This window comes from Agromyces sp. NPDC058104 (assembly GCF_042884835.1).
In the GTDB taxonomy this organism is placed as follows: domain Bacteria; phylum Actinomycetota; class Actinomycetes; order Actinomycetales; family Microbacteriaceae; genus Agromyces.
The window spans coordinates 445,012-468,727 of the sequence record NZ_JBHVTD010000002.1 but is presented as its reverse complement, the minus strand read 5'-3'; the positions used below and the strand labels follow the sequence as shown (position 1 = coordinate 468,727).

Sequence of the window (23,716 nt, the reverse complement as noted above, 5' to 3'; positions counted from 1 at the left end):
CGTCGAGGGGGCGGCCGGCGCGGCACGCGGCCCGCCGTCAGCCCTTTGGCTTCTTCGGCCCCTGCCCGCGCCCGGGGTGGTCGTCCTCGGGCTCGGGCGTGGGCTCGACGGTCGGCTCGACGACGGGCTCGTCGGGCTCGTCGGCGACGGGCTCGTCGGGCGCGGTCGTGGGCTCGGTCGTGGGCTGGGGAGCCGCGGGCGTCGCCGTCGGCAGCACGGGCGGGAACGCCTGCGAGTTCGCCGGGGCGTTCGGGGTCGGCCGCGGCGTCTGGAGTTCGGAGGAGGCCTCGGTGTCGGGCGCCCCGGTGCCGGCCTGGATGACGGCGGCTCCACCGGCGATGATCCCGATGGAGAGGAGCGCGGTCGCACCCGTCAGCGCAACCGCCCGGTGCGCGGTCACCCAACCCGCCGTCGCGGCGACGGCCGCGGCCAGCCTCGCGGCGACCGCATCGAGCTGCTTCGCGGTCGCCGAAGCGGGCTCGGCGGCGCGGCGGCCGCGCGGTCGGGTGCGGCGTTCGCCGGTTCCGTCGCTCACATCGGCCTCGTCTCATCGTGCGACCCGCGTTCAGGGGGCCACGAACGAGGATAGGCGGCTCGCGGTTCGACCGCATCCGCGGAGCGGATCGGGCGTCAGGCGTTGACGATGAGCGCGTAGATCAGCGAGCCGAACTGCTGGAGGAGCACCATCGCGCCCACCGTCGTGCCGATCGCCCCGTAGACGCGGGTGGGCCCGCCCCGCAGGCAGGCGACGATGCCGATCGCGACCGTGGCGAGGGCGAGCACGACCGAGATGGTCGTCATGACGAACGAGACGGTCGAGAACGAGGAGAAGTCGCCCGATCGGATGAGCGCCGCGTTGATGAAGATGGCGGCGAAGTCGGTGACGACGAGCACGATGCCCAGCACGAACGCGACGACGCCGATCGGTTCGAGCCGGGATGAGCGCGAGGCGTCGGTCATGGGGCCACCCTAGCGGTCGGGCGCGCCGGCGGGCGGGAACTGACGGGGCCCCGCATACGGCGGGGCCGGGCCTGCTAGTGTTCCTGTTGGTTTCAACGTTGAAATCGCAGAGAGCCGAGGACATGACGACCCGAACCCCACCCCGTGGCATCCCGACCGACGCCGCCGCGACCGCCCCCGCGCTCGGCCCCCGTACCTGGGCCGCGATCATCCTGATCGGCCTCGTCGGCCAGCTCGCCTGGGTGATCGAGAACATGTACCTCAACCTGTTCGTCTACGAGACCGTCTCGACCGATCCCGGCGTCATCGCGTGGATGGTCGCCGCGAGCGCGATCGCGGCGACCGTCGCGACCCTCATCGTCGGCGCCTGGTCCGACCGGATGGGCCGTCGACGCGAGCTCATCGCCGGCGGCTACCTCGCCTGGGGTGCGGTCACCGCGGCGTTCGGCCTCGTCGGCGCACCGGATGCCGCGGCGGCGGCCGCCCCCGTGCTGATCGGCGCGGTCGTGGCGATCATCGCGCTCGACTGCGTGATGAGCTTCATCGGCTCGGGCGCGAACGACGCGGCCTTCGCCGCCTGGGTCACCGACTCGACGGTGCCCGCGAACCGCGGCCGGGTCGACGGATGGCTCGCGACGATGCCGCTCGTCGCGATGCTGCTCGTCTTCGTGCTGCTCGACCCGATGACGCAGGCCGGGCAGTGGCCGGCCTTCTTCGCCCTCGTCGGCGGCGTCACCGCGGCCACGGGCGTCGTCGCCTGGTTCCTCGTGCGCGACCGGGGCGTCGCCCCTCGCGAGCAGCACGTGCTGCGGGCGGTCGTCGAGGGCCTGCGTCCGGCCACCGTCCGGCGCGAGCCCGCGCTCTTCCTCACGCTCGCGATCTGGTGCGTGATCGGCATCAGCTCGCAGGTGTTCATCCCCTTCGTGCTCATCTACCTGCGCTACTCGCTGGCGCTCGAGGCCTCGGCGATCGCGCTCGGCATCGTGCTCGTCCTCGCCTCGGCGCTCAGCGTCGTCGGCGGACGCGTGATGGATCGCGTCGGCAAGGAGCGGTTCCTGCTGCCCGCCGTCGGCGTCTTCGTCGCAGGCCTCGTCGCGATGACCTTCGTGCGCGACTTCGCCTGGGTGATCGTCGCCGCGACGTTCATGATGGCCGGCATGATGGCCTCGATCGCCGCCGTCTCGGCGATGACGCGCGACCAGACGCCTGCCGATCGGGCGGGCGGCGTGCAGGGCGCCCGCATGCTCATGGCGGTGATGCTGCCGATGGTGATCGGTCCGGCGATCGGCGCCGCCGTCATCTCGGGCGCGGCCCACAGCTACGTCGAGCTCGGCCGCGAGCACCCCGTGCCCGGTCCCGAGATCTTCCCCGTCGCCGCGCTCGTGCTCGTCGCCGTGCCGGTGCTCGCGGCGCTCCGCACGCGGGTGCTGCGGCGGGCGGCGGATGCCGGGGCCCCGGCCCCCGCCGCGACCGACGCCGCCGACGCCGGCGACACCACCGACGCCGCCGAGGAGACCCGCGCATGAGCCGCCGCACCCCATGGGCCGACGCCCTCGACCCCGACGCGGTGCTGCCCGAGTACCCGCGCCCGCAGCTCGCCCGCGACAGCCACCTGAACCTCAACGGCTGGTGGGACCACGCGTTCACCGCCGACGACCGCCGGCCGGCCGACTGGGACGGCCGCATCCTCGTGCCCTTCTCCCCCGAGGCAGAGCTCTCGGGCGTCGGGCGGCAGCTGCAGCCCGGCGAGCACCTCTGGTACCGGCGCATGGTGCGCCTGCCCGAGGGCTTCCTCGTCGGGCGGGCCCTGCTGCACTTCGGCGCGGTCGACCAGCGCTGCCGCGTCTTCGTCGACGGAGTCGAGGTCGGGGCGCACGAGGGCGGTTACCTGCCGTTCTCGATCGACGTCACCGAAGCCCTCGCCGACGGCGCCGAGCACGAGCTCACGGTCGACGTCGTCGACCCGAGCGACACCTCGTACCACTCGCGCGGCAAGCAGGCCCTGAAGCGCGGCGGCATCTGGTACACCGCGCAGTCGGGCATCTGGCAGACCGTCTGGATGGAGTCGGTGCCCGAGCTCCACGTGCGAGAGCTCGTGCTGCGCCCGAGGCTCGACGACGGGACGATCGAGGTCGTCGTGGAGGCATCCGGGCACGTGGCCGATGACGCGACCGTCGACTCGGCCGACGCCGCCGCCGACGCCGCCGCCCCGCTCGCGACCGTCATCGTGCGCGCCGACGGACGCGAGATCGCCCGGACCGAGGGCCCGGCCGGCCGCACCCTCATCGTCCCGGTGCCCGACGCCCGGCGCTGGAGCCCCGACGACCCCTTCCTCCACGACGTCGAGGTGCGCCTCGGCGACGACGTCGTGCAGAGCTACGTGGGCATGCGCTCGGTCGGCGTCGCGCCCGACGCCTTCGGCCGCCCGCGGCTGCTGCTCAACGGCGAGCCCGTCTTCCACGCCGCGGTGCTCGACCAGGGCTACTGGCCCGACGGGCTCTACACGCCGCCGTCCGACGAGGCGATGCTGCACGACCTCCGCAGCATGAAGGACCTCGGCTTCAACGCGGTGCGCAAGCACATCAAGATCGAGCCCCAGCGCTGGTACCACCACTGCGACCGGCTCGGACTCCTCGTCTGGCAGGACATGGTGAACGGCGGCCGCCGGTACGACCCGGCGGTCATCACGCTGCCGGTGAAGCTGCCGTTGCGGCTCGACGACCGCAGGCACCGCCGGTTCGGCCGGCAGGATGCCGCGGGGCGCGCCGAGTTCACCGCCGAGCTCGAGACGACCGTGCGACTGCTGAGGAACTCGCCGAGCGTCGTCGTGTGGGTGCCGTTCAACGAGGGGTGGGGCCAGTTCGACGCGCTCGACGCGGTCGAACGGGTGCGCGCGATCGACCCCGACCGCGTGATCGACCACGCGAGCGGATGGCACGACCAGCGCGGCGGCGACCTCGAGAGCCTGCACGTGTACTTCCGGAGGCTGAAGCCGAAGCGACGCTGGGGCCGAGACGGGCGCGCCGTCGTCGTCTCGGAGTACGGCGGCTACAGCCTGCGGCTGCCCGGTCACGAGTTCGGGCCGCGCGAGTTCGGCTACCGGCGCTACCGCAGCATCGACGCCCTCACCGACGGCTTCGTCGGGCTGCACCGCGACGAGGTGCTGCCCGCGATCGGCGCGGGGCTGTCGGGCATCGTCTACACGCAGCTCTCCGACGTCGAGGACGAGCTCAACGGGCTGCTCACCGCCGACCGCACCGTCGTGAAGGTCGACGCCGACCGCGTGCGCGGCGCCATCGGCGAGCTGTTCGCCGAGTTCGACGCGGTCACGGGGGCGGGCGCGGCCTCCCCGGCCGAGGCGCACCCCGCGACATCCGACGCCCGAGCCTGACCGCCGTACCCGCGGCGTCCCCGCACTTCCCCGCCCCTCCCCGAGAACGGAACCCCATGGCCCGCACCATCGTCGAGCGAGAGCTCACCGCCCCCGTCGCCCTCTGCGGGCCCGACGGCCGCCTGAACCGCGAGGCCGTCGGCTGGACCCGCACGCCGCTGCACGACACCTCGGGCATCGACGGCCGCCGGGTGTGGGGCCGCAACAAGCGCTGGGAGTACTGGGCGGTCACGACGCCGACCCACCTCATCGCGCTCACCGTCTCGTCGATCGACTACGCGGCGGTGCACGCGATCCTCGTGCACGACCGGCGCGACGGGTCGACTATCGACCGCTCGGCGATCGCACCGCTCGGCTCGAGCGCGACGTTGCCGGCCTCGCTCGGCGACGGGCCGGCGCGCGCCCGCACCTCGTCGATCGAGATCGACCTCGACGAGCTGCCCGACGGCGCGGGAACGCGCCTGCGCGGCACCGCGAAGGGCGTGCGCCTCGAGATCGACGCCCACCGGCCCGCCGGCCACGAGAGCCTCGGCGTCGTGGTGCCCTGGTCGGATCGCCGATTCCAGTACACGGTGAAGGACGTCGCGCGCCCCGCGACCGGGTGGCTGGAGCTCGGCGGCGACGGCAGCCGTGGCGACGGCTCGGTCGAGCGCATCGAACTGCCCGAGGGCGAGAGCTGGGCCGTGCTCGACCACGGCCGCGGGCGCTGGCCGTACCGGATGATCTGGAACTGGGGCGCGGCCTCGGGCATCGTCGACGGCCGCACGATCGGCCTGCAGCTCGGCGGCAAGTGGACCGACGGCACCGGTTCGACCGAGAACGCGGTCGTCGTCGACGGCCGACTGCACAAGATCAGCGAGGAGCTCGACTGGGACTACGACGTCCACGACTGGCTCGCACCGTGGCACATCCGCGGCGAGCACGCCGACCTGTGGTTCGAGCCCTTCTGGGACCGGGTGAGCGCGACCGAGCTCGTCGTCTTCGGCTCGCACGGGCACCAGTGCTTCGGCCACTACTCGGGCTGGGTCGACGCGGGCGGCGAGCGCGTCGCCGTCGATGGCCTGCTCGGCTGGGCCGAGGACGTGCGGAACCGCTGGTGACCGGGCACGAGGAGCCGGGCCGCGCGGGTCACGAGGAGCCGGGCCGCACGGGTCGGCCGGCCGGCCGGGCACGCCCCGGCCACCGCTCGGCCGGCCCGACGCTCCGGGATGTCGCGGCGATCGCCGGCGTCTCCTACCGCACCGTCTCGAACGTCATCAACGGGCGCGTGCCGGTCAGCGGGCCGACGCGCGAACGGGTCGAGGCCGCGATCGCCGAACTCGGCTACCGGCCTCAGCTCGCCGCGCGCCAGCTCCGGGTCGGCCGCAGCAACCTCATCACGCTCTCCGTGCCGTTCCTCTCGCTGCCGTACTTCGCCCAGCTCGCGCATGCCGTCGTCGGCGCCGCCGAGCGGGTCGGGTACGACGTCGTCGTCGACGAGACGCACGGCGATCCCGAACGCGAGCTCCGCGCGGCCTCCGGGTTCCAGACCCTCCTCACCGACGGCATCCTGCTGAGCCCGATGTCGCTCGACGACGCGCAGCTCGTGGCCGCGCGCGGACGCACCCCCCTCGTCGTGCTCGGCGAGCGCATCCGCGCCGCGCGCGTCGATCGCGTGGTCGTCGACAGCGTCACCTCCTCGCGGGATGCCGCGGCCCACCTCATCGCGTCGGGCCGTCGAACCCTCGGCTTCCTCGGCACGGTCCCCGATGCCTCGGTCGGCGCCGCGGCCGCCGACCTCCGGCTCGAGGGCTTCCGCTCGGCGCTGCGCGCGGCAGGTCTCGAGGCGAAGCCGCAGCATGTGCTCGAGGTGTCGCCGTGGGATCCGGCGTCGCCCGACGGCGACTACTCGCGCGAGGAGGGGTACGCCCGCGTTCGGGCCATGCTCGAAGGCGGCGGCCTCGACGGCCTCGACGGCCTGGTCTGCGCGAACGACCTGCTCGCCATCGGCGCGCTGCGGGCCCTCCGCGAGGCGGGTGTCGAGGTGCCCGGGCAGGTCGCGGTGGTCGGCTGGGACGACTCCCCCGAATCGGCGTTCGCCGCGCCGTCACTCACGAGCATCGCCCCCGACCTCACCGAGCTCGCACGGCTCGCCGTGGCATCCGTGCTGCGACTCGCCGACGACCCGCACGCGCCGCCGCGCGTCGAGCAGGCGCCGTATCGGCTCGTGGTGCGCGAGTCGGCACCGTAGCGGGGCATCTCCCCAGCCTTTTCGACGTAGTGTAGAAATATGTCCCGCGCGACGCTCGCCCTCCGTCTGCTGCTGCCCGCCTTCCTCATCGGCGCGATCGTCGCGATCTCGTTCCTCGAGGCGCCGCTGAAGTTCCAGGCGCCGGGCATCACCATCCCGCTGGGGCTCGGCATCGGCCGCCTCGTGTTCACCGCGCTCAACGTGCTGACCGGGATCGCCCTCGCCGTGCTCACGCTCGTGAGCCTTCGCCGCCCGCGCGCCGGGCGCGCCCCGCTCGTGCTGCTCGGATCGATCTGGCTCGTCTACCTCGCCGAGATCGCCGTCATCCGCCCCGTGCTCAACCGGCGCAGCGACCTCGTGATCGCCGGCTCGGAGGCGCCCGGCACCGACTGGGCGCACTACGCCTATATCGCCGCGGATGTCGCGGTGCTCGCACTCCTCGTCGCGCTCGTCGTCGTGACGGTTCGGGAGGTGCTGCCGGCACGCGCGGCGCCGGCCGTGCGCGCGGAGTCGCGCTCGGCGGCCTGACCCGCTGGGCACGCCGCAGTATTCAGGACGAGCCATCCGTCAGGGCCTCCACGAGACCCATCGACCCGCTCATCCTGAGAAGTGCGCACGAACCTCCCCGATTCGGGTCGGCGCGCCCGCGCCTCAGCCCGCGGTCGACGCCCGCACGACGAGCTCGGGCTGGAAGACGATCTGCTCGGGGTCGAAGTCGGCGTCGTCGGCCTCGCGCAGCAGCAGGTCGACGGCCGTGTGCCCGATGAGCGCGGCGGGCTGCCGAATCGACGACAGCGGCACCACCGCGGCCGCGGCGAAGTCGATGTCGTCGTAGCCGATGAGCGCGATGTCGCCGGGCACGCGGGCGTCGCCGCGCATGACGAGGGCCTGCAGCACGCCCATCGCGAGCAGGTCGTTCGCCGCGAACACGGCGTCGGGCCGCTCGGCGGCGGGGCGGGAGCGGATCGACTCCCCGGCGGCGCGGCCCTGCAGCACGGTGAGGCTCTCGGTGGCGATGACCTCGAGCGAGGCGCCCGGCACCTCGGCGATCGCGCGTCGCGCCCCTTCGAGCCGGTCGGCGACCTGCCGGATGCTCGCGGGGCCGCCCACGAACGCGATGCGCCGCCGCCCGATGCCGAGCAGGTGCTCGGCGGCGAGCCTGCCGCCGGCGATGTCGTCGACGGCGACCGACGAGAAGCTGCGGTCGTGCGCCTGCCGGTCGACGAGCACGACCGGGGTGCCGCGCTCGCGAAGCCGTTGCAGCCGCGGCAGGTCGTCGGCGAGCGGGGAGATCAGCACCCCGTGCACGCGCTGCTCCTCGAAGAGGTCGACGTAGACGCGCTCGCGGTCGACGTTCTCGTCGCTCGTTCCGAGGAGCACGGTGAGCCCCGCCTCGGCCGCGCGCGTCTCGGCGCCGCGGGCGACGTCGGTGAAGAACGGGTTGCGCACGTCGAGCACCACGAAGCCGATCGAGCGGCTGCGCCCGGCGCGGAGCTGGCGAGCCGCGTCGTTGCGCACGAAGCCGAGCTCCTCGATCGCGGCCTGCACTCGTTCGACGGTCGCGGGCGCGACGCGGTCGGGGCGGTTGAGCACGTTCGAGACGGTGCCCACCGAGACGGACGCAGCGGCCGCGACGTCACGAACACTGACTGCCATTGCCGCTCCTCCTCATGTCGCACCGCCCGCGCGAGCCGGACGGCGTTGAACCGATTCGATCATGGCATCGAATCCCCGGGGCGTCCGGCACGCGGATTGATTCGTTTCAAAACCGTGACTCGATCCGACTTGACCATCCGCCCCGCATGACTCTACAGTGACCATGGATCGATTTTGAATCGATTCATTCACACACTTGCACCGCGGAGCGATCCCCCTGCTCCCACCTCGACGAGGAGGCCCCGTGACGGACATCCCGCGCACGTCGGCGGACACCCCGCCCGTGCCTGCGGCGACCCCGCCCATGCTCGAACTCGACGCCGTCGCGAAGTCGTTCGGTGCCGTCGTGGCCCTGCGCTCCGGCAGCCTTCGCCTCGAGCGCGGCTCGATCCACGCCCTCATCGGCGAGAACGGCGCCGGCAAGTCGACGCTCGTGAAGATCGTCGCCGGGCTCTACCGCCGCGATGCCGGCGACCTGCGTCTCAACGGCGAGTCGGTGGACTTCACCTCGACCGCCCAGTCGAAGGCCGCGGGCATCGCGGTCATCTACCAGGAGCCGACGCTCTTCCCCGACCTCACGGTCACCGAGAACGTCTTCATGGGCCGTCAGCCCGTGAGCCGCTTCGGCCGCATCGACCGCAAGGCGATGCGGCACGAGGTCGAACAGCTCTTCACCCGGCTCGGCGTCGGCATCGACCCCGACCGACCGGCCGAGGGCCTCTCGATCGCCGACCAGCAGGTCATCGAGATCGCGAAGGCGGTCTCGCTCGACGCCCGCGTGCTCATCATGGACGAGCCGACCGCCGCGCTCTCGGGCGTCGAGGTCGAGCGCCTCTTCCAGATCGCCCGGAGCCTCCGCGACGAGGGCCGCGCGCTCCTCTTCATCTCGCACCGCTTCGACGAGGTGTTCGCGCTCTGCGACACCGTCACGGTCATGCGCGACGGCTCCTACATCGCGACCACGCCGATCTCCGAGACGACGGTCGAGGACCTCGTGCGGCAGATGGTCGGTCGCGACGTGACCGAGCTCTTCCCCAAGCTCGAGGCCGAGATCGGCGAGCCCCTGCTCGAGATCGAGGGGCTCTCGAGCCCGCTGTTCCACGACATCTCCTTCACGGTGCGCGCGGGCGAGATCGTCGGCCTCGCCGGCCTCGTCGGCGCGGGCCGCAGCGAGGTCGCCCGCGCCGTCTTCGGCGTCGACGGGTACGACCAGGGCACGGTCCGGCTGTCGGGGCGCCAGATCCCGAAGAACCGGCCGGATGCCGCGATGAAGGCCGGTCTCGCGCTCGTCCCCGAGGACCGCCGCAAGCAGGGACTCGTGCTCGAGTCGTCCGTCGCCCGCAACGTGACGCTCGCCATTCGCGAGACGATCGCGAAGGCCGGGCTCATCACCTCGGGCATGGAGAACCGCGCTGCGAAGGAGTGGGCGAGCCGGCTCGAGGTCAAGACGAACGCGCTCTCGACCGTGGCCGGAACCCTCTCGGGCGGCAACCAGCAGAAGGTCGTGCTCGGCAAGTGGCTCGCCACCGAGCCGAAGGTGCTCATCATCGACGAGCCCACGCGCGGCATCGACATCGGCACGAAGTCCGAGGTGCACCGGCTGCTCTCCGAGCTCGCGGGGCGCGGCATGGGCATCCTCATGATCTCGTCGGAGCTGCCCGAGGTGCTCGGCATGGCCGACCGCGTGCTCGTCATGCGCGAGGGCCGCATCACCGCCGAGATCGACCGCGACGACGCGACGAGCGAGAACGTCATGTTCGCCGCGACCCACGCCCAGGGAGCCCACCAGTGACCGCCACCATCGAGAAGACCGCCGTCACCAAGCGGCTGCACGCCATCGGGGCGGTGCGCGAGTTCGGCATCCTGCTGGCGCTCGCGCTCGTCGTGCTCGCGGCGACCGTCGCGAACCCGAACTTCCTGTTCAGCGCCGACGGCTGGCGCGACCTGCTGCTCACCCCAGCGATCCTCGTGCTCGTCGCGATCGGGCAGGCGATCGTCATCATCACGCGCAACGTCGACCTCTCGGTCGGCTCGATCCTCGGCCTGTCGGCCTACCTCACCGGTCGCCTGTTCATCGACCTGCAGGGCATCCCGATCGTCGCGGTGTTCCTCATCGCCGTCGTCTTCGGCGGCCTGCTGGGCCTCGTCAACGGCGCGCTCGTCGCGTTCGCGAAGGTGCCGGCCATGGTCATCACGCTCGGCACGCTCTACGCGTACCGCGGCATCAACGTGCTGTGGACGGGCAGCGACCGCATCAACGCCTCCGACCTGCCGAAGGACTTCCTCGCGCTCGGCACCGGGCAGATCCTCTGGATCCCGCTCCTCACGATCATCGCCGTCGTCGTGCTCGCCGCGACCGGCTGGATCATGAAGAACACCCGCGGCGGCCGCGAGTTCTACGCGATCGGCTCCGACCCCGCCGCGGCCGAGCTCTACGGCCTCCGCGTGACCCGGCGCCTGCTCATCGCGTTCGCCACCTCGGGCGCCCTCGCGGGCCTCGCCGGTGTGCTCTACGCCGCCCGCTACGGCACCATCAACTCGCAGGCCGGCGCCGGCTGGGAGCTCGACGCGGTGGGTGCGGCCGTCATCGGCGGCGTCGCCATCACGGGCGGCGTCGGATCGGTCTGGGGCGCCGCGATCGGCGCCTGGCTGCTGCTCACCATCAACCGGGCCCTGCCGATCCTCGGCATCCCCGACTTCTGGCAGCGCGCCGTCGTCGGCGCCCTCATCATCGGCGCCATCGTGCTCGACCGCGTGCTGGCCGTCCGTCAGAAACGAAAGCTCCTCGAGGCGAGGGAGGACGAGCGATGACCGCCACCACCACCGCGGCCGCCGCCATCGCGCGCACGTACCGCGACTACGACCGCCCGCTCTGGCAGCGCGTGCTGCTCACCCGCGAGATGGCCATCGTCGCCCTCGTGGTCGTCGTCGCCGTCGTGGCCGCGGCGACCGTGCGGGGCTTCGGCCAGCCGATCACGGTCACTTATCTGCTGCTCGACGTGATGCCGATCCTGCTCATCGCGCTGCCGATGACGCTCATCATGATCACGGGCGAGATCGACCTCTCGGTCGCGAGCATCGTCGGCCTCTCGAGCGTGCTCACGGGCGTGCTCACCGCAGGCGGCCTGCCGTTCGAGCTCGCCGCGGTCGTGGCACTCGTCGCGGGAGCCGTGTGCGGCGCCGTGAACGGCTTCCTCGTGACCGTCGTCGGGCTGCCCTCGCTCGCGGTGACGATCGGCACGCTCGCCCTCTTCCGCGGCCTCGCGGTGGGCCTGCTCGGCACGACTGCCATCACCGACTTCCCCGACTTCTGGACCGACCTCGCCAAGGCGCGCGTCGGCGGCAGCAACGTGCCGGTCGTGCTGTTCGTGTTCCTGGTGCTCCTCGTCGTGTTCATCGTGCTGCTGCACTTCACGCCGTTCGGTCGAGGCATCTACGCCATCGGACTGTCGAAGGCCGCCGCCCGCTTCTCGGGCGTGCACGTCGAGCGCACGAAGTTCGTGCTGTTCGTGCTCGCCGGCCTCATCTCGGCCCTCGCGGGCATCTTCTACACGCTGCGCTTCGGCAGCGCGCGCGGCGACAACGCGACCGGGCTCGAGCTGCAGGTCATCGCCGCCGTCGTGCTCGGCGGGGTCTCGGTCTTCGGCGGCCGCGGCGCGATCCACGGCGTCATCGCCGGCGTGCTGCTGATCGGCGTGCTCTCGAGCGCGCTCCGCCTCGCGAACGTCACCAGCGACGTCATCAACATCATCACCGGGGCGCTGCTCGTGCTCTCGGTGGTGACCTCCAGCTTCCTGGTCTGGCTGCGCAAGCGCCGGAAGGCACCAGGTGGAACACCGCGCGTCGAGGCCTCCACAGCAGGTTGACCGGGCCGCGCGGGCCGTCGAGGCGATCACTCGTCGACCTCATCCGATGAAGGGAAGAACAACGATGTTTCAGAAGAAGACCCGCGCCGGCGCGCTGGCCGCGGTCGTCGCGACCGCAGCGCTGGTACTGAGCGGATGCGCCGTCGACAGCGGCAGCGACGGCGGCGACTCGAGCGGCGGCGACTCCGCCAACCTCGCGATCACCTTCCTGCCGAAGAACCTCGGCAACCCGTACTTCGACACCTCGTCGGCGGGCGCGAAGGAGGCCATCGGCGAGTTCGACGGCACCTTCGCCGAGGTCGGCCCGGCCGAGGCCACGCCCGACGCGCAGGTGAGCTACATCAACACGCTCACCCAGCAGGGCGTCGGCGCGATCGCGGTGTCGGCGAACGACCCCGAGGCGATCTGCGACGCGCTGAACGAGGCGCGCGACGCCGGCATCAAGGTCGTCACCTTCGACTCCGACACCAACGCCGACTGCCGCGACCTGTTCATCAACCAGGCCACGGCGGAGGGCATCGCGAAGGTGCAGGTCGACCTCATCACCGAGCAGATCGGCGACGAGGGCGAGATCGCCATCCTGTCGGCGTCGGCGAACGCGACCAACCAGAACGCGTGGATCGACCTGATGAAGGCCGAGCTCGAGGCGAACCACCCGAACGTGACGCTCGTCGACACCGTCTACGGCGACGACGACGACCAGACCTCGTTCGACAAGACCGCGGCGCTGCTGCAGACCCACCCGAACCTCAAGGGCATCATCTCGCCCACGACGGTCGGCATCGCCGCCGCCGCGCGCTACCTCTCGACCTCGGAGTACAAGGGCAAGGTCGCGCTGACGGGCCTCGGCACGCCGAACCAGATGCGCGAGTACGTCGAGGACGAGACCGTCACCGCGTTCGCGCTGTGGAACCCGGCCGACCTCGGCTACCTCGCCGCGTACGCGTCGAAGGCGCTCATCGAGGGTGAGATCACCGGCGAAGAGGGCGACTCGTTCGAGGCCGGCAAGCTCGGCGACTACGAGGTCGGCGCCGACGGCGTCGTGCTCCTCGGCGACCCCTACGTGTTCGACGCCGACAACATCGGCGACTTCGACTTCTAAGAAGCCGGAGCGAGCGGATCGCCATGGGAGGGCGCAGGACGTCCGGACAGCCGGCCGGCCTGCGCCCTCCGCATTCGCCGCATCGAGCGGATGCCCCGCGCTCGACCCCAACTCCATCCTGAAACGATTCACAGATTGAACGGAGGACGACCGATGAACACCGCACCGCGCCCCGAGCGCGTCCTGTTCCAGCTCCAGGTCGACCCCGCCCGGCTCGACGAGTACCGCGAGCGCCACGCCGCCGTCCGGCCTGAGATGCTGCGCGCGATCGAAGCGGCCGGCCGTCGCAACTACTCGCTCTTCCTGCGCCCCGACGGGCTGCTGATCGGCTACTACGAGACCGATGACGACGCGGCCGCGCAGGCGGCGCTCGCCGCCGACCCCCGCACCGCAGCCTGGGAAGCCGAGATGGCCCCGTTCTTCGTCGCCCTCGACGGCGACCGGCCCGACCAGGGCGCACCCAGACTCCCCGAGGTGTTCCACCTCGAAGACCAGCTCGCGGCACTCGACGCCGCGCCCCCGGGCCCCGCAGGCGCCTGACCGCGAGCCGCACCAGCCACACGAACAGCGCCGCCACGCGGCATCCGATCGATCGAAGAGAGCGACACGACATGACCACCTTCACCCCCGAGATCCAGTCGCAGCTGGCCGCGCAGGCCATCGAGCTGCCGAGCTGGGCGTTCGGCAACTCGGGCACGCGCTTCAAGGTGTTCGCGACGCCGGGCACCCCGCGCGATCCCTTCGAGAAGATCGCGGATGCCGCGCAGGTGCACCGCTACACGGCGCTCGCGCCGACGGTCGCCCTGCACATCCCGTGGGACCGGGTCGACGACTACGAGGCCCTCAAGCGGCACGCCGAGGACCACGGCGTCTCCCTCGGCACGATCAACTCGAACACCTTCCAGGACGACGACTACAAGTTCGGCGCCCTCACGCACGAGGACGCGGCGGTGCGCCGGAAGGCGATCGACCATCACTTCGAGTGCATCGACATCATGCACGCGACCGGCAGCCGCGACCTGAAGATCTGGCTCGCCGAGGGCTCGAACTACCCCGGCCAGGCCGACCTGCGCGGCCGGCAGGACCGCCTGCACGAGTCGCTCCAGGAGATCTACGCCCGTCTCGGCGACGAGCAGCGCCTCGTGCTCGAGTACAAGTTCTTCGAGCCCGCGTTCTACCACACCGACGTTCCCGACTGGGGCACGAGCTACGCCCAGGTCGCGGCCCTCGGCGACCGGGCGATGGTGTGCCTCGACACCGGACACCACGCGCCGGGCACGAACATCGAGTTCATCGTCATGCAGCTGCTGCGCCTCGGCAAGCTCGGCTCGTTCGACTTCAACTCGCGGTTCTACGCCGACGACGACCTCATCGTCGGCGCGGCCGACCCGTTCCAGCTGTTCCGCATCATCTTCGAGGTGATCCGCGGCGGCGGCTTCAACCACCCCGACGTCGCCTTCATGCTCGACCAGTGCCACAACGTCGAGGACAAGGTGCCCGGCCAGATCCGCTCCGTGCTCAACGTGCAGGAGATGACCGCGCGCGCCCTGCTCGTCGACGCCGAGGCGCTGCGCGCCGCGCAGGTCTCGGGCGACGTGCTCGAGGCCAACCGCGTCTTCATGGACGCCTTCTACACCGACGTGCGTCCCGCCCTCGCCGAGTGGCGCGAGTCGCGCGGCCTGCCGGCCGACCCGATGCGCGCGTTCGCGGCATCCGGCTACCTCGCACAGATCGCCGCCGACCGCGTCGGCGGCGTGCAGGCCGGCTGGGGGGCGTGATCATGACGAACCCCGCAGCTGCAGCGCTCATCGCCCGGTCGAACCGCCTCGGCGCCGACCCGAAGAACACGAACTACGCCGGCGGCAACACCTCGGCAAAGGGCACCGAAACCGACCCGGTCACCGGCGAGCCCGTCGAGCTCCTCTGGGTCAAGGGCTCGGGCGGCGACCTCGGCACCCTCACCGAGCCGGGCCTCGCGGTGCTCCGGCTCGACCGGCTGCAGGCGCTGAAGGGCGTCTACCCCGGCGTCGACCGCGAAGACGAGATGGTCGCCGCGTTCGACTACTGCCTCCATGGCAAGGGCGGCGCGGCGCCGTCGATCGACACGGCCATGCACGGCCTCGTCGACGCGGCGCACGTCGACCACCTGCACCCCGACTCGGGCATCGCGATCGCGACCGCCGCCGACGGCGAGGCGCTGACGGCGAAGATCTTCACCGACTCCGCGGGCGTGCAGAAGGTGGTCTGGGTGCCGTGGCGTCGCCCCGGCTTCCAGCTCGGCCTCGACATCGCCGAGATCAAGGCGGCGAACCCGCAGGCGATCGGCTGCATCCTCGGCGGGCACGGCATCACCGCGTGGGGCGACACCTCCGACGAGGCCGAGGCGAACTCGCTCTGGATCATCGACACCGCGGCCGCCTACCTGGCGTCGCACGGCGAGGCGCAGCCCTTCGGGGGCGTGCGCGCCGGCTACGAGGCGCTGCCCGAGGCCGAGCGCCGCGAGCGCGCCGCCGCCCTCGCCCCGACGATCCGCGGCATCGCCTCGCACGATCGGGTCATGGTCGGCCACTTCACCGACGCCGACGTGGTGCTCGACTTCCTCGCGAGCGAGAAGGCCCCGGCCCTGGCGGCGCTCGGCACCAGCTGCCCCGACCACTTCCTGCGCACGAAGGTCAAGCCGCTCATCCTCGACCTGCCCGCGACCGCGACGGCCGAGGAGCAGCTCGCGCGCCTGCACGAGCTGCACGCCGAGTACCGCGCCGACTACCAGGCGTACTACGACGCCCACGCCACGGCCGAGAGCCCCGCGATCCGCGGCGCCGACCCGCTCATCGTGCTGGTGCCGGGCGTCGGCATGTTCTCGTACGGCGCGAACAAGCAGACCGCGCGCGTCGCGGGCGAGTTCTACGTCAACGCGATCAACGTCATGCGCGGGGCCGAGTCGGTCTCGACCTACTCCCCCATCTCCGACGCCGAGAAGTTCCGCATCGAGTACTGGGCCCTCGAGGAGGCCAAGCTCCAGCGAATGCCGAAGCCCAAGACCCACCAGGGCCGCATCGCCTTCGTCACCGGCGCCGCGAGCGGCATCGGCAAGGCCATCGCGACCCGGCTCGCGGCCGAGGGCGCGTGCGTCGTCGTCGCCGACCTCGACCTCGAGAAGGCGCAGGCCGCCGCCGCCGAGCTCGGCGGCACCGACGTCGCGATCGGCGTCGCCGCGAACGTCGCCGACGCCGACGCGGTGCAGGCCGCCCTGAACGAGGCGGTGCTCGCCTTCGGCGGCGTCGACCTCGTGGTGAACAACGCCGGCCTCTCGCTCTCGAAGCCCCTCCTCGAGACCACCGAGGCCGACTGGAACCTGCAGCACGACGTCATGGCGAAGGGGTCGTTCCTCGTGTCCAAGGCCGCCGCGCGCGCACTCATCGACCAGCGGCTCGGCGGCGACATCATCTACATCTCCTCGAAGAACTCGGTGTTCGCCGGCCCGAACAACATCGCCTACTCGGCGACGAAGGCCGACCAGGCCCACCAGGTGCGCCTGCTCGCGGTCGAGCTCGGCGAGCACGGCGTGCGCGTCAACGGCATCAACCCCGACGGCGTCGTCCGCGGCTCGGGCATCTTCGCGAGCGGCTGGGGCGCCAACCGCGCCGCGACCTACGGCGTGAACGAGGAGGACCTCGGCCAGTTCTACGCGAACCGCACGATCCTGAAGCGCGAGGTCGTGCCCGAGAACGTCGCCGACGCCGTGTACGTGCTCACCGGTCCCGAGCTCAGCCGCACCACGGGCCTGCACATCCCGGTCGACTCGGGCGTCGCCGCGGCGTTCCTGCGATGAACGCCACCGGCGGCTCGGTCGCCGCGGTCGACCTCGGCGCGACCAGCGGCCGGGTCGTCGTCGGCCGCGTCGACCAGGCGGCCGGACGACTCGAGCTCGAGCAGGTCGCGCGCTTCGCGAACGGCCCCGTCCGCCTGGCGTCCGGGCTGCACTGGGATGTCACGGGCCTCCACCGCGACCTCTCGCAGGGCCTCGCCGAGGCGTTCCGGCGCGAGCCCGGCATCGCGTCGATCGGCGTCGACTCGTGGGCGGTCGACTACGGGCTGCTGCGCGACGGCCGCCTCCTCGGCGAGCCGTTCCACTACCGCGACGAGCGCAACGCCCGCGCCGTCGACGGCGTGCACGCGGCCGTGCCGTTCGACGAGCTCTACCGCCGCAACGGCCTGCAGTTCCTGCCGTTCAACACGGTCTACCAGCTCGCGGCCGAGCGGCCGACGGGATGGCTCGGCTTCGCCGACACGCTCCTGCTGATCCCCGACCTGATCGCCTTCCAGCTCACGGGCGCCGCGGTGGCCGAGCGCACGAACGCGTCGACCACCGGGCTGCTCGGGGTCGCGAACGGCGAGTGGGACCTCGAGCTGATCGAGCGGCTCGGGCTCGAGGCATCCCTGCTCGCGCCCCTCGTGTCGCCCGGAGCCGCGATCGGCCCGCTGCGCCCCGCCGTCGCCGCCGAGCTCGGCGCACCCGACGGCGTCGAGGTGGTCGCCGTCGGCTCGCACGACACGGCCTCCGCCGTCGCCGCAGTGCCGATGCGAGCCGAGTCGGCCGCGTACATCTCGTGCGGCACCTGGGGCCTCGTCGGCGTCGAGCTCGAGCACGCGGTCACGAGCGACGCCGCACGCGAGGCCAACTTCACGAACGAGGGCGGCGTCGACGGCCGGGTACGGTTCCTGCACAACGTCATGGGGCTGTGGCTGCTCAGCGAGTCGGTGCGCTGGTGGGAACGCGACGGCTCGCAGATCGTGCTCGGCGAGCTGCTGGATGCCGCGGCCGCCGTCGACCGTCCCATGCCCGTGTTCGACGCGAACGACCCGCGGTTCATGGCACCCGGAGACCTGCCTGGCCGCATCGCCGAGTGGTGCGCCGAGCACGGCCTCGCCGCCCCGCAGACCCGGGCCGAGTTCGCCCGTTCGATCATCGAGAGCCTCGCGCAGGCCTTCGCCGACGCCGTGCGAGACGCCGCCGCCCTCTCGGGCGTCGAGGTCGAGACGATCCACATCGTCGGCGGCGGCGCGCTCAACCGGCTGCTCTGCCGGCGCACCGCCGATCGCGCGGGCCTGCCCGTGCTCGCCGGCCCCGTCGAGGCGACCGCGATCGGCAACGTGCTCGTGCAGGCCCGGGCGCAGGGCTTCGCCTCGGGCGACCTCGAGTCGCTGCGCGCGCTCGTCGCACGGGCGTTCGAGCCGGAGCGGTACGAGCCGCGCGGCTGAGCGCCGCTGAACGCAGCTGAGCGTCGCTGAGCGCCGCTGAGCGCCGCTGAGCGATCCTGCCGTCGCGTCCGAGCCGCCGAGCCGCCGAGCCGCTGCATCGTCGGCGGCGCCTCCCGCTCGTCAGCTGCACTCGCGCGCACTTCTCAGGACGAGAGCGTCGACAGGCCCTCCACTGGTCCCATCGACGCTCTCGTCCTGAATTGCGCAGCGCACCGGCCACGTGACGCGGCCGACCGGCTCAGTCGGGCCGGCTCAGTCGGGCCGGCTCGGTCGATCCGGCCCGGCCGGGCCGGCTCAGTACTGCCCGGCGACCCCCTGCACCGCGAAGGTGAACGTCAGTCGCCCGCCGCGCGGCAGCCGGAACTCGGGGTGCGTGCGGGCGCCCCACGAGTCGTCGCCCGCGACGCCGCGCCGCATGAGCGCAGGCCGCAGCACCGTGCGGTGGATGGGCGGCAGCTCGTTCGGGTGCTCGGCGTTCTCGATCTCGAACGGCGTCCACGGCAGCGCCGAGAACTCCATGCCGTCGCTGCCCGCGACGCTCTCGAACCGGAGTCCCCAACCGCGTCCGTCGGTGACCGTGGCCCACGTGACGCCGGTCCGGCTCCCGGCCTCCTGCGGACGGAGGTACGGGGTCAGCTCGCCCGTCACGTCGCGCTCGTAGACGTCGCGGCGCGCGCCCAGCCTGCGGTCGACGTACGACTCCTCGGGGCCGTCGCCGTACCATCGGAGCCGCCGGAACTCGGCCGGCGCCGTCAGCAGCATGCCGAACTCGGGCAGCTCGGGCAGCTCGTCCGAGGCATCCAGCGCGAGGGTGACCTCGATGCGGCCGTCGCGCGTGATGCGGTAGTCGACGTCGCAGCTCGCTCGCGGCGTCGTCGGCAGCTCGTAGGTGAAGCCGACCGTCACGGCGCCGTCGCCGTTGTGCACCCGTGCGACGCGCAGGGCGTCGCCCACGGGGCGCGCGTAGCGGCTCGCGAGCAGCCACTGGCCGTCCTCGAACGGCGCGCCCCAACCGCGCTCGTTCGAGGTGGGGGCGTGCCAGAAGTTCGGCCGCGGGGGCGAGGTGAGCATCTGGCGGCCGCCGTCGGCGGTCATGCCGTACCGGTACGACACCAGCGCGCCGGTCAGGCGCGAGAAGAGGACCTCGAAGTGCGGGCCCCGCACGCCGATGTTGTGGATGCCCTGGATGAGCTCGGGAGCGTCGGCGGCGGGGGCACCGACGACGGGGGCATCGGCGGCTCCGAAGGCTCCGGAGGCTCCGGCGGCTCCGGAGGCTCCGCGATTCGAGCCCGCCTCCCCCGACGGCGCCGCGACGACCTGCTGCCCGCGCGCCACGACGTGCCCCGCCGGCGCCCACCGTGTCGCCCCGCGCAGGCTGAACTCGACGTCGACCGTGACCTCGCCGGGCGCGTCCGGAATCGAGATCGGCAGCGCGAACCGCTCGCTCGCCCCCGGCGCGACATCCGTCTCGATCGGGGCCACCTGCAGGATGCGCCCCTCGCGCCGCACCGTCACCGTCGCCGCGTAGGCCGAGGTCGAGGTGGCGAGCAGGCGGCTCTCGACGTCGAGCTCGCGCCCGTCGGGAGAGAAGGCGAGGCGCAGCGGCTGGTAGAGGAAGGCGACCTCCTGCAGCGCGGGCTTCGGCGTGCGGTCGGCGAACACGATGCCGTTGCCGCTGAAGTCGGCGTCGTGGGGCGCCTCGCCGTGGTCGCCGCCGTAGCCGAAGTAGCGCACGCCGTAGCGGTCGGTCATCGGGATGGCCTGGTCGGCGAAGTCCCAGATGAACCCGCCCTGGAACAGCGGCTCGCGGAAGGCGAGATCGAGGTAGCGGTCGACCGCCCCGAAGGAGTTGCCCATCGAGTGGGCGTACTCGCAGAGGATGAACGGCTTCTCGCGGTGCTCGCGCAGGTACGCCTCGATGTCGCTCGCCGGCGTGTACATCTGGCTCACGATGTCGGTCGTCTCGGGGTAGCGCGGGTCCCAGTGCACGCCCTCGTAGTGCACCGGGCGCTCGTCGACGCTGCGGAAGTAATCGGCGACGTCGCGGATGATCGTGCCGCCGAACGACTCGTTGCCGCACGACCAGATCACGACGCTCGCGTGGTTCTTGTCGCGCTCGAACAGGCTCCGCGCCCGGTCGTGCAGGGCGTCGCGCCACTCGGGGCGGTCGCCGGGCACGGCGTGGTCGTTCGGCGAGTCGAGGTAGCGGATGCGATCCCAGAGCCCGTGCGTCTCGAGATTCATCTCATCGATGACGAAGAAGCCGAACTCGTCGGCGAGCTCGTAGAAGAAGGAGTTGTTCGGGTAGTGGCTCGTGCGGATCGCGTTGACGCCCGCCTGCTTCAGCAGCCGCAGGTCGGCCTCGGTCTGCTCGCGCGTCATCACGCGCCCCTGCAGCCCGAACTCGTGCCGGTTGACGCCGAAGAAGACGATCCTGCGGCCGTTGAGGTTGAGCACACCGTCGTCGATCGCGAACCGGCGCACGCCGACGCGCTGCTCGATCACCTCGGTGACGGCACCGTGCTCGTCGCGCACGCGCACGACGAGACGGGAGAGGTACGGGTCCTCGGGGCTCCACAGTCGCGGTGCATCGAGCCGGATGCCTCGGCTGCCGTCGTCACGGACGTCGAGCACGCCGACGCCGTCGAGCTCGACCTCGACGTCACCCGCGGCGCCGTCGGGGTCGAGCGAGAAGTCGACGGCGATCTCGGCCGAGCCGTCCTCGGCGAGCGCGGTGCGCACGCGGAGGTCCTCGACGTGCACCGCGGGGCGACGGCGCAGCACGACGTCGCGGAAGATGCCCGAGAAGCGGTAGAAGTCCTGGTCCTCGAGCCACGATGCGCTCGTCCACTTGAACACCTGCGCGGCGAGCGTGTTCTCGCCGGGCACGAGCGTCGCGGTGAGGTCGAACTCGGCGGGCGTGAAGCTGTCGGCCGAGTAGCCGATGAACGTGCCGTTCAGCCAGAGCGCGATCGCGCTCTCGGCGCCCTGCACGTCGAGGGCGACGCGTTCGCCCGGCTCGACGGCTCGGTCGAGGGTGAAGCGCGTCACGTAGGAGGCGACGGGGTTGAAGCGTTGCGGCACCTCGCCCGGCTCGAGCTGCTCGTGGCCGTCCCACGGGTACTGCACGTTCGCGTACTGCGGCCGGTCGTAGCCCTGCAGCTGGATGTGCGCCGGCACCGGGATGTCGTCCCAGCTGCTCGCGTCGAACTCGGGGTGTTCGAAGCCGGACACGACCGACTCGGGGTTGCGCGCGTAGTGGAACTTCCAGAGCCCGTTGAGCGACTGCTCGTACCCGCTCACGCCGCTCGCGAGCTCGGCCTCGTCGCGGAACCACCGGTGGTCGGAGTGCGCGGGGCGCCGGTGCTCGGCGAAGTAGCGGGGGTCGGAGAGGCGGGTGGGGTCGAACGTCATTTGATGGCTCCGGTGATACCTGCGGCGAACGACCGCTGGAGGACGAGGAAGATGATCATGGTGGGCAGGGAGGCGAGCAGCACGGCGAGCATGAGCACCCCGTAGTCGGTCACGTAGCCGGCGCTCAGGTTCGAGATGAGCATCGGCATGGTCTGCACCTCGTTGTTCACGAGGATGACCCGCGGCCAGAGGAAGTTGTTCCACGCGGTCATGAAGGTGATGACGGCCGCGGCGGCGTACGTCGACTTCATGGTCGGCATGTAGATGCGGGCGAAGATGCCGATCTCGCTCACCCCGTCGATGCGGGCGGCCTCGATGATCTCGTGCGGGAACGAGCGCGACGCCTGCCGGAACAGCAGGATGAGGAACGGGGTCGAGATCGCCGGGATGATGACGGCGCCGATCGAGTTGACCATGCCGGCCTCGGCGAAGAGCTCGAACAGCGGGATCATGGTCGCCGCGAACGGGATCATCATGGCGAGCAGCAGGATCGCGAGCACGAGGTCCTTGCCCTTCGAGTGGAACACCTCGAAGCCGTAGCCCGCGATCGAGCAGACGATGAGCGCGAGCACGGTCGTGCCGACCGCGATGGCGAAGGAGTTCCACATCGCCGAGCCGACGTCCTGCGCGGCGAAGAGCTTGGCGACGTTCTCGAAGAGCTCGCCGCCCGGCAGCAGGCGCGAGTCGAGCACGTCGGCGCTCGAGTTCGTCGCCGAGACGACCATGAAGTAGAGCGGGAAGAGCGAGAAGATCGCGAAGATCGAGAGGAAGAGGTATCCGGGCACCTCGCGGAGTCGCCTAATCACGCTTGTCACCGACCTTCATCTGGATGAACGCGAGCACGGCGACGAGCACGAGGATCACGAAGGAGATCGCCGCGGCATAGCCGAAGTTGGGGTTCTTGAGGAACGAGACCTCGTAGAGGTAGTGCGACATCGACATCGTCGAGTAGCCCGGGCCGCCGCGGGTGAGGGCCCACGACTCGTCGAAGAGCTGCAGCGTGCCGTTCGTCGACATGATCGCGGTGAGCACGATCATCGGGCGCAGCTGCGGCACGGTGACGTGCCAGAAGGTCTGGAACGCGTTCGCGCCGTCCATGCGGGCGGCCTCGATGCTCGAGTGGTCGATGTTCTGGAGGGCCGCCAGGTAGAACACCATGTTGTAGCCGGTCCAGCGCCAGAGCAGGCCGAGGATGATGACGAAGCGCGCCGTCTCGGCCTCACCGAGCCAGTTGATCGGGCTGTCGATGAGGCCGATGAACTCGAGGGTGTCGTTGACGAAGCCGTCGGTCGCGAACATCGTGCGGAAGACCATCGAGTACGACACGAGCGACACCGCGCACGGCAGGAAGATCGCGGTGCGCCAGAAGCCCTTGAAGCGCAGCCGGGGGCTGTTCAGCAGGTTCGCCAGGACGAGGGCGATCACCAGCATGATCGGCACCTGGATGATCAGGTAGGTGAACGTGTTCTGGACGGTGAGCTTGAACGTCTCGTCGCCCATGAGCCGCTCGTAGTTGTACCAGAGGGGATCGGCGAAATCGAGGTTCGCCCCGCGCCCGGTCTGCAGCGACAGGACGAACGCCTGGATCATCGGGATGAAGCTCATCACCGCGATGAGCAGCGACGCCGGGAGGAGGAAGGCCCAGCCGGTCAGGTTGCGGCGACGCGCCTCGTTGAGCCAGGGCTTGCCGCGGTTGAGGTACGGGTCGGGCGGTGGCGGCTTGCGTGTGGAGCGTTCGCTCGTCCGCGGCCGTGCTGTGGCGATCGACACGACGGATCTCTCTTTCTTCGGGGTGCGGGGTCGCGGAATCCGGTCGGGGAGGCACGAGACCGCCC

Annotated in this window: 19 protein-coding genes; 13 read left to right on the top strand and 6 right to left on the bottom strand. The window is 71.6% G+C overall.

Annotated features, from left to right (window positions below; all coding sequences use genetic code 11):
• Window positions 1–37: 37 nt before the first annotated feature.
• Window positions 38–535: a hypothetical protein gene (locus ACFVTH_RS10115; RefSeq protein ID WP_387089998.1), complete on the bottom strand. Its 498-nt coding sequence runs from the start codon at window positions 533–535 to the stop codon at window positions 38–40.
• A gap of 95 nt (window positions 536–630) precedes the next feature.
• On the bottom strand, window positions 631–960 hold the full coding sequence (locus ACFVTH_RS10110; RefSeq protein ID WP_387089995.1) for a hypothetical protein: 330 nt from the start codon (window positions 958–960) through the stop codon (window positions 631–633).
• A gap of 122 nt (window positions 961–1,082) precedes the next feature.
• Between ACFVTH_RS10110 and ACFVTH_RS10105 the strand changes: the two genes are divergently transcribed.
• From ACFVTH_RS10105 to ACFVTH_RS10085, 5 genes are read left to right on the top strand one after another with little or no spacing between them, the layout of a single operon-like run.
• Window positions 1,083–2,486 (top strand): MFS transporter, encoded by a 1,404-nt coding sequence (locus ACFVTH_RS10105; RefSeq protein WP_387089992.1) that lies wholly within the window; start codon window positions 1,083–1,085, stop codon window positions 2,484–2,486.
• Window positions 2,483–4,351, top strand: a complete 1,869-nt coding sequence (locus ACFVTH_RS10100) for a glycoside hydrolase family 2 protein (RefSeq protein WP_387089989.1) — start codon at window positions 2,483–2,485, stop codon at window positions 4,349–4,351. The genes ACFVTH_RS10105 and ACFVTH_RS10100 overlap by 4 nt, the downstream gene beginning before the upstream one ends.
• A gap of 56 nt (window positions 4,352–4,407) precedes the next feature.
• Entirely contained in the window at window positions 4,408–5,451 is a 1,044-nt protein-coding gene (locus ACFVTH_RS10095; protein ID WP_387089987.1) for a DUF2804 domain-containing protein, read from the top strand.
• A complete protein-coding gene (locus tag ACFVTH_RS10090) occupies window positions 5,448–6,581 on the top strand; it encodes a LacI family DNA-binding transcriptional regulator (RefSeq protein ID WP_387089984.1) in 1,134 nt (377 codons plus the stop codon). The genes ACFVTH_RS10095 and ACFVTH_RS10090 overlap by 4 nt, the downstream gene beginning before the upstream one ends.
• Window positions 6,582–6,620: 39 nt before the next feature.
• Window positions 6,621–7,109, top strand: coding sequence for a hypothetical protein (locus ACFVTH_RS10085; protein WP_387089981.1), 489 nt, complete (start codon window positions 6,621–6,623; stop codon window positions 7,107–7,109).
• A 123-nt stretch (window positions 7,110–7,232) separates the two neighbouring features.
• On the opposite strand, the gene ACFVTH_RS10080 is transcribed toward ACFVTH_RS10085, so the two are convergent.
• On the bottom strand, window positions 7,233–8,237 hold the full coding sequence (locus ACFVTH_RS10080; RefSeq protein ID WP_387089978.1) for a LacI family DNA-binding transcriptional regulator: 1,005 nt from the start codon (window positions 8,235–8,237) through the stop codon (window positions 7,233–7,235).
• Window positions 8,238–8,541: 304 nt separating this feature from the next.
• On the opposite strand from ACFVTH_RS10080, the gene ACFVTH_RS10075 reads away from it, so the two are divergent.
• The 8 genes from ACFVTH_RS10075 to ACFVTH_RS10040 all read left to right on the top strand — a co-directional run bounded on the left by ACFVTH_RS10075 (window position 8,542) and on the right by ACFVTH_RS10040 (window position 18,467).
• Window positions 8,542–10,029 (top strand): sugar ABC transporter ATP-binding protein, encoded by a 1,488-nt coding sequence (locus ACFVTH_RS10075; RefSeq protein ID WP_387091842.1) that lies wholly within the window; start codon window positions 8,542–8,544, stop codon window positions 10,027–10,029.
• Complete coding sequence (locus ACFVTH_RS10070) at window positions 10,026–11,048, top strand: ABC transporter permease (protein ID WP_387089975.1); 1,023 nt, start codon at window positions 10,026–10,028, stop codon at window positions 11,046–11,048. Before ACFVTH_RS10075 ends, ACFVTH_RS10070 begins: the two co-directional genes overlap by 4 nt.
• Complete coding sequence (locus tag ACFVTH_RS10065) at window positions 11,045–12,103, top strand: ABC transporter permease (protein WP_387089973.1); 1,059 nt, start codon at window positions 11,045–11,047, stop codon at window positions 12,101–12,103. The genes ACFVTH_RS10070 and ACFVTH_RS10065 overlap by 4 nt, the downstream gene beginning before the upstream one ends.
• A gap of 64 nt (window positions 12,104–12,167) precedes the next feature.
• Entirely contained in the window at window positions 12,168–13,205 is a 1,038-nt protein-coding gene (gene rhaS, locus ACFVTH_RS10060) for a rhamnose ABC transporter substrate-binding protein (protein WP_387089970.1), read from the top strand.
• Window positions 13,206–13,358: 153 nt separating this feature from the next.
• Window positions 13,359–13,745 (top strand): L-rhamnose mutarotase, encoded by a 387-nt coding sequence (locus ACFVTH_RS10055; protein ID WP_387089967.1) that lies wholly within the window; start codon window positions 13,359–13,361, stop codon window positions 13,743–13,745.
• 71 nt (window positions 13,746–13,816) lie between these two features.
• Window positions 13,817–14,983, top strand: a complete 1,167-nt coding sequence (rhaI, locus tag ACFVTH_RS10050; RefSeq protein WP_387089965.1) for an L-rhamnose isomerase — start codon at window positions 13,817–13,819, stop codon at window positions 14,981–14,983.
• 2 nt (window positions 14,984–14,985) lie between these two features.
• On the top strand, window positions 14,986–17,037 hold the full coding sequence (locus ACFVTH_RS10045; protein WP_387089962.1) for a bifunctional aldolase/short-chain dehydrogenase: 2,052 nt from the start codon (window positions 14,986–14,988) through the stop codon (window positions 17,035–17,037).
• The gene (locus ACFVTH_RS10040; protein WP_387089959.1) at window positions 17,034–18,467 is read left to right on the top strand and encodes a rhamnulokinase family protein; all 1,434 of its coding nucleotides are present in this window, start codon (window positions 17,034–17,036) and stop codon (window positions 18,465–18,467) included. The genes ACFVTH_RS10045 and ACFVTH_RS10040 overlap by 4 nt, the downstream gene beginning before the upstream one ends.
• Window positions 18,468–18,761: 294 nt before the next feature.
• On the opposite strand, the gene ACFVTH_RS10035 is transcribed toward ACFVTH_RS10040, so the two are convergent.
• From ACFVTH_RS10035 to ACFVTH_RS10025, 3 genes are read right to left on the bottom strand one after another with little or no spacing between them, the layout of a single operon-like run.
• Window positions 18,762–21,881 carry a glycoside hydrolase family 2 TIM barrel-domain containing protein gene (locus tag ACFVTH_RS10035; RefSeq protein WP_387089956.1) on the bottom strand — a complete coding sequence of 1,040 codons (3,120 nt, stop codon included), beginning with the start codon at window positions 21,879–21,881 and terminating at the stop codon, window positions 18,762–18,764.
• Window positions 21,878–22,687, bottom strand: a complete 810-nt coding sequence (locus tag ACFVTH_RS10030) for a carbohydrate ABC transporter permease (protein ID WP_387089953.1) — start codon at window positions 22,685–22,687, stop codon at window positions 21,878–21,880. Before ACFVTH_RS10030 ends, ACFVTH_RS10035 begins: the two co-directional genes overlap by 4 nt.
• Entirely contained in the window at window positions 22,680–23,651 is a 972-nt protein-coding gene (locus tag ACFVTH_RS10025; protein ID WP_387089950.1) for a carbohydrate ABC transporter permease, read from the bottom strand. The genes ACFVTH_RS10030 and ACFVTH_RS10025 overlap by 8 nt, the downstream gene beginning before the upstream one ends.
• Window positions 23,652–23,716: the final 65 nt, after the last annotated feature.

Bases quoted from the DNA above. Each gene is read 5' to 3' on its own strand.
- ACFVTH_RS10075 (WP_387091842.1), top strand. From the start codon at position 8,542: ATGCTCGAACTCGACGCCGTCGCGAAGTCGTTCGGTGCCGTCGTGGCC.
- ACFVTH_RS10055 (WP_387089967.1), top strand. From the start codon at position 13,359: ATGAACACCGCACCGCGCCCCGAGCGCGTCCTGTTCCAGCTCCAGGTC.
- ACFVTH_RS10100 (WP_387089989.1), top strand. From the start codon at position 2,483: ATGAGCCGCCGCACCCCATGGGCCGACGCCCTCGACCCCGACGCGGTG.
- ACFVTH_RS10095 (WP_387089987.1), top strand. From the start codon at position 4,408: ATGGCCCGCACCATCGTCGAGCGAGAGCTCACCGCCCCCGTCGCCCTC.
- rhaI (WP_387089965.1), top strand. From the start codon at position 13,817: ATGACCACCTTCACCCCCGAGATCCAGTCGCAGCTGGCCGCGCAGGCC.
- rhaS (WP_387089970.1), top strand. From the start codon at position 12,168: ATGTTTCAGAAGAAGACCCGCGCCGGCGCGCTGGCCGCGGTCGTCGCG.
- ACFVTH_RS10045 (WP_387089962.1), top strand. From the start codon at position 14,986: ATGACGAACCCCGCAGCTGCAGCGCTCATCGCCCGGTCGAACCGCCTC.
- ACFVTH_RS10085 (WP_387089981.1), top strand. From the start codon at position 6,621: ATGTCCCGCGCGACGCTCGCCCTCCGTCTGCTGCTGCCCGCCTTCCTC.
- ACFVTH_RS10110 (WP_387089995.1), bottom strand. From the start codon at position 960: ATGACCGACGCCTCGCGCTCATCCCGGCTCGAACCGATCGGCGTCGTC.
- ACFVTH_RS10080 (WP_387089978.1), bottom strand. From the start codon at position 8,237: ATGGCAGTCAGTGTTCGTGACGTCGCGGCCGCTGCGTCCGTCTCGGTG.
- ACFVTH_RS10065 (WP_387089973.1), top strand. From the start codon at position 11,045: ATGACCGCCACCACCACCGCGGCCGCCGCCATCGCGCGCACGTACCGC.
- ACFVTH_RS10040 (WP_387089959.1), top strand. From the start codon at position 17,034: ATGAACGCCACCGGCGGCTCGGTCGCCGCGGTCGACCTCGGCGCGACC.
- ACFVTH_RS10035 (WP_387089956.1), bottom strand. From the start codon at position 21,881: ATGACGTTCGACCCCACCCGCCTCTCCGACCCCCGCTACTTCGCCGAG.
- ACFVTH_RS10105 (WP_387089992.1), top strand. From the start codon at position 1,083: ATGACGACCCGAACCCCACCCCGTGGCATCCCGACCGACGCCGCCGCG.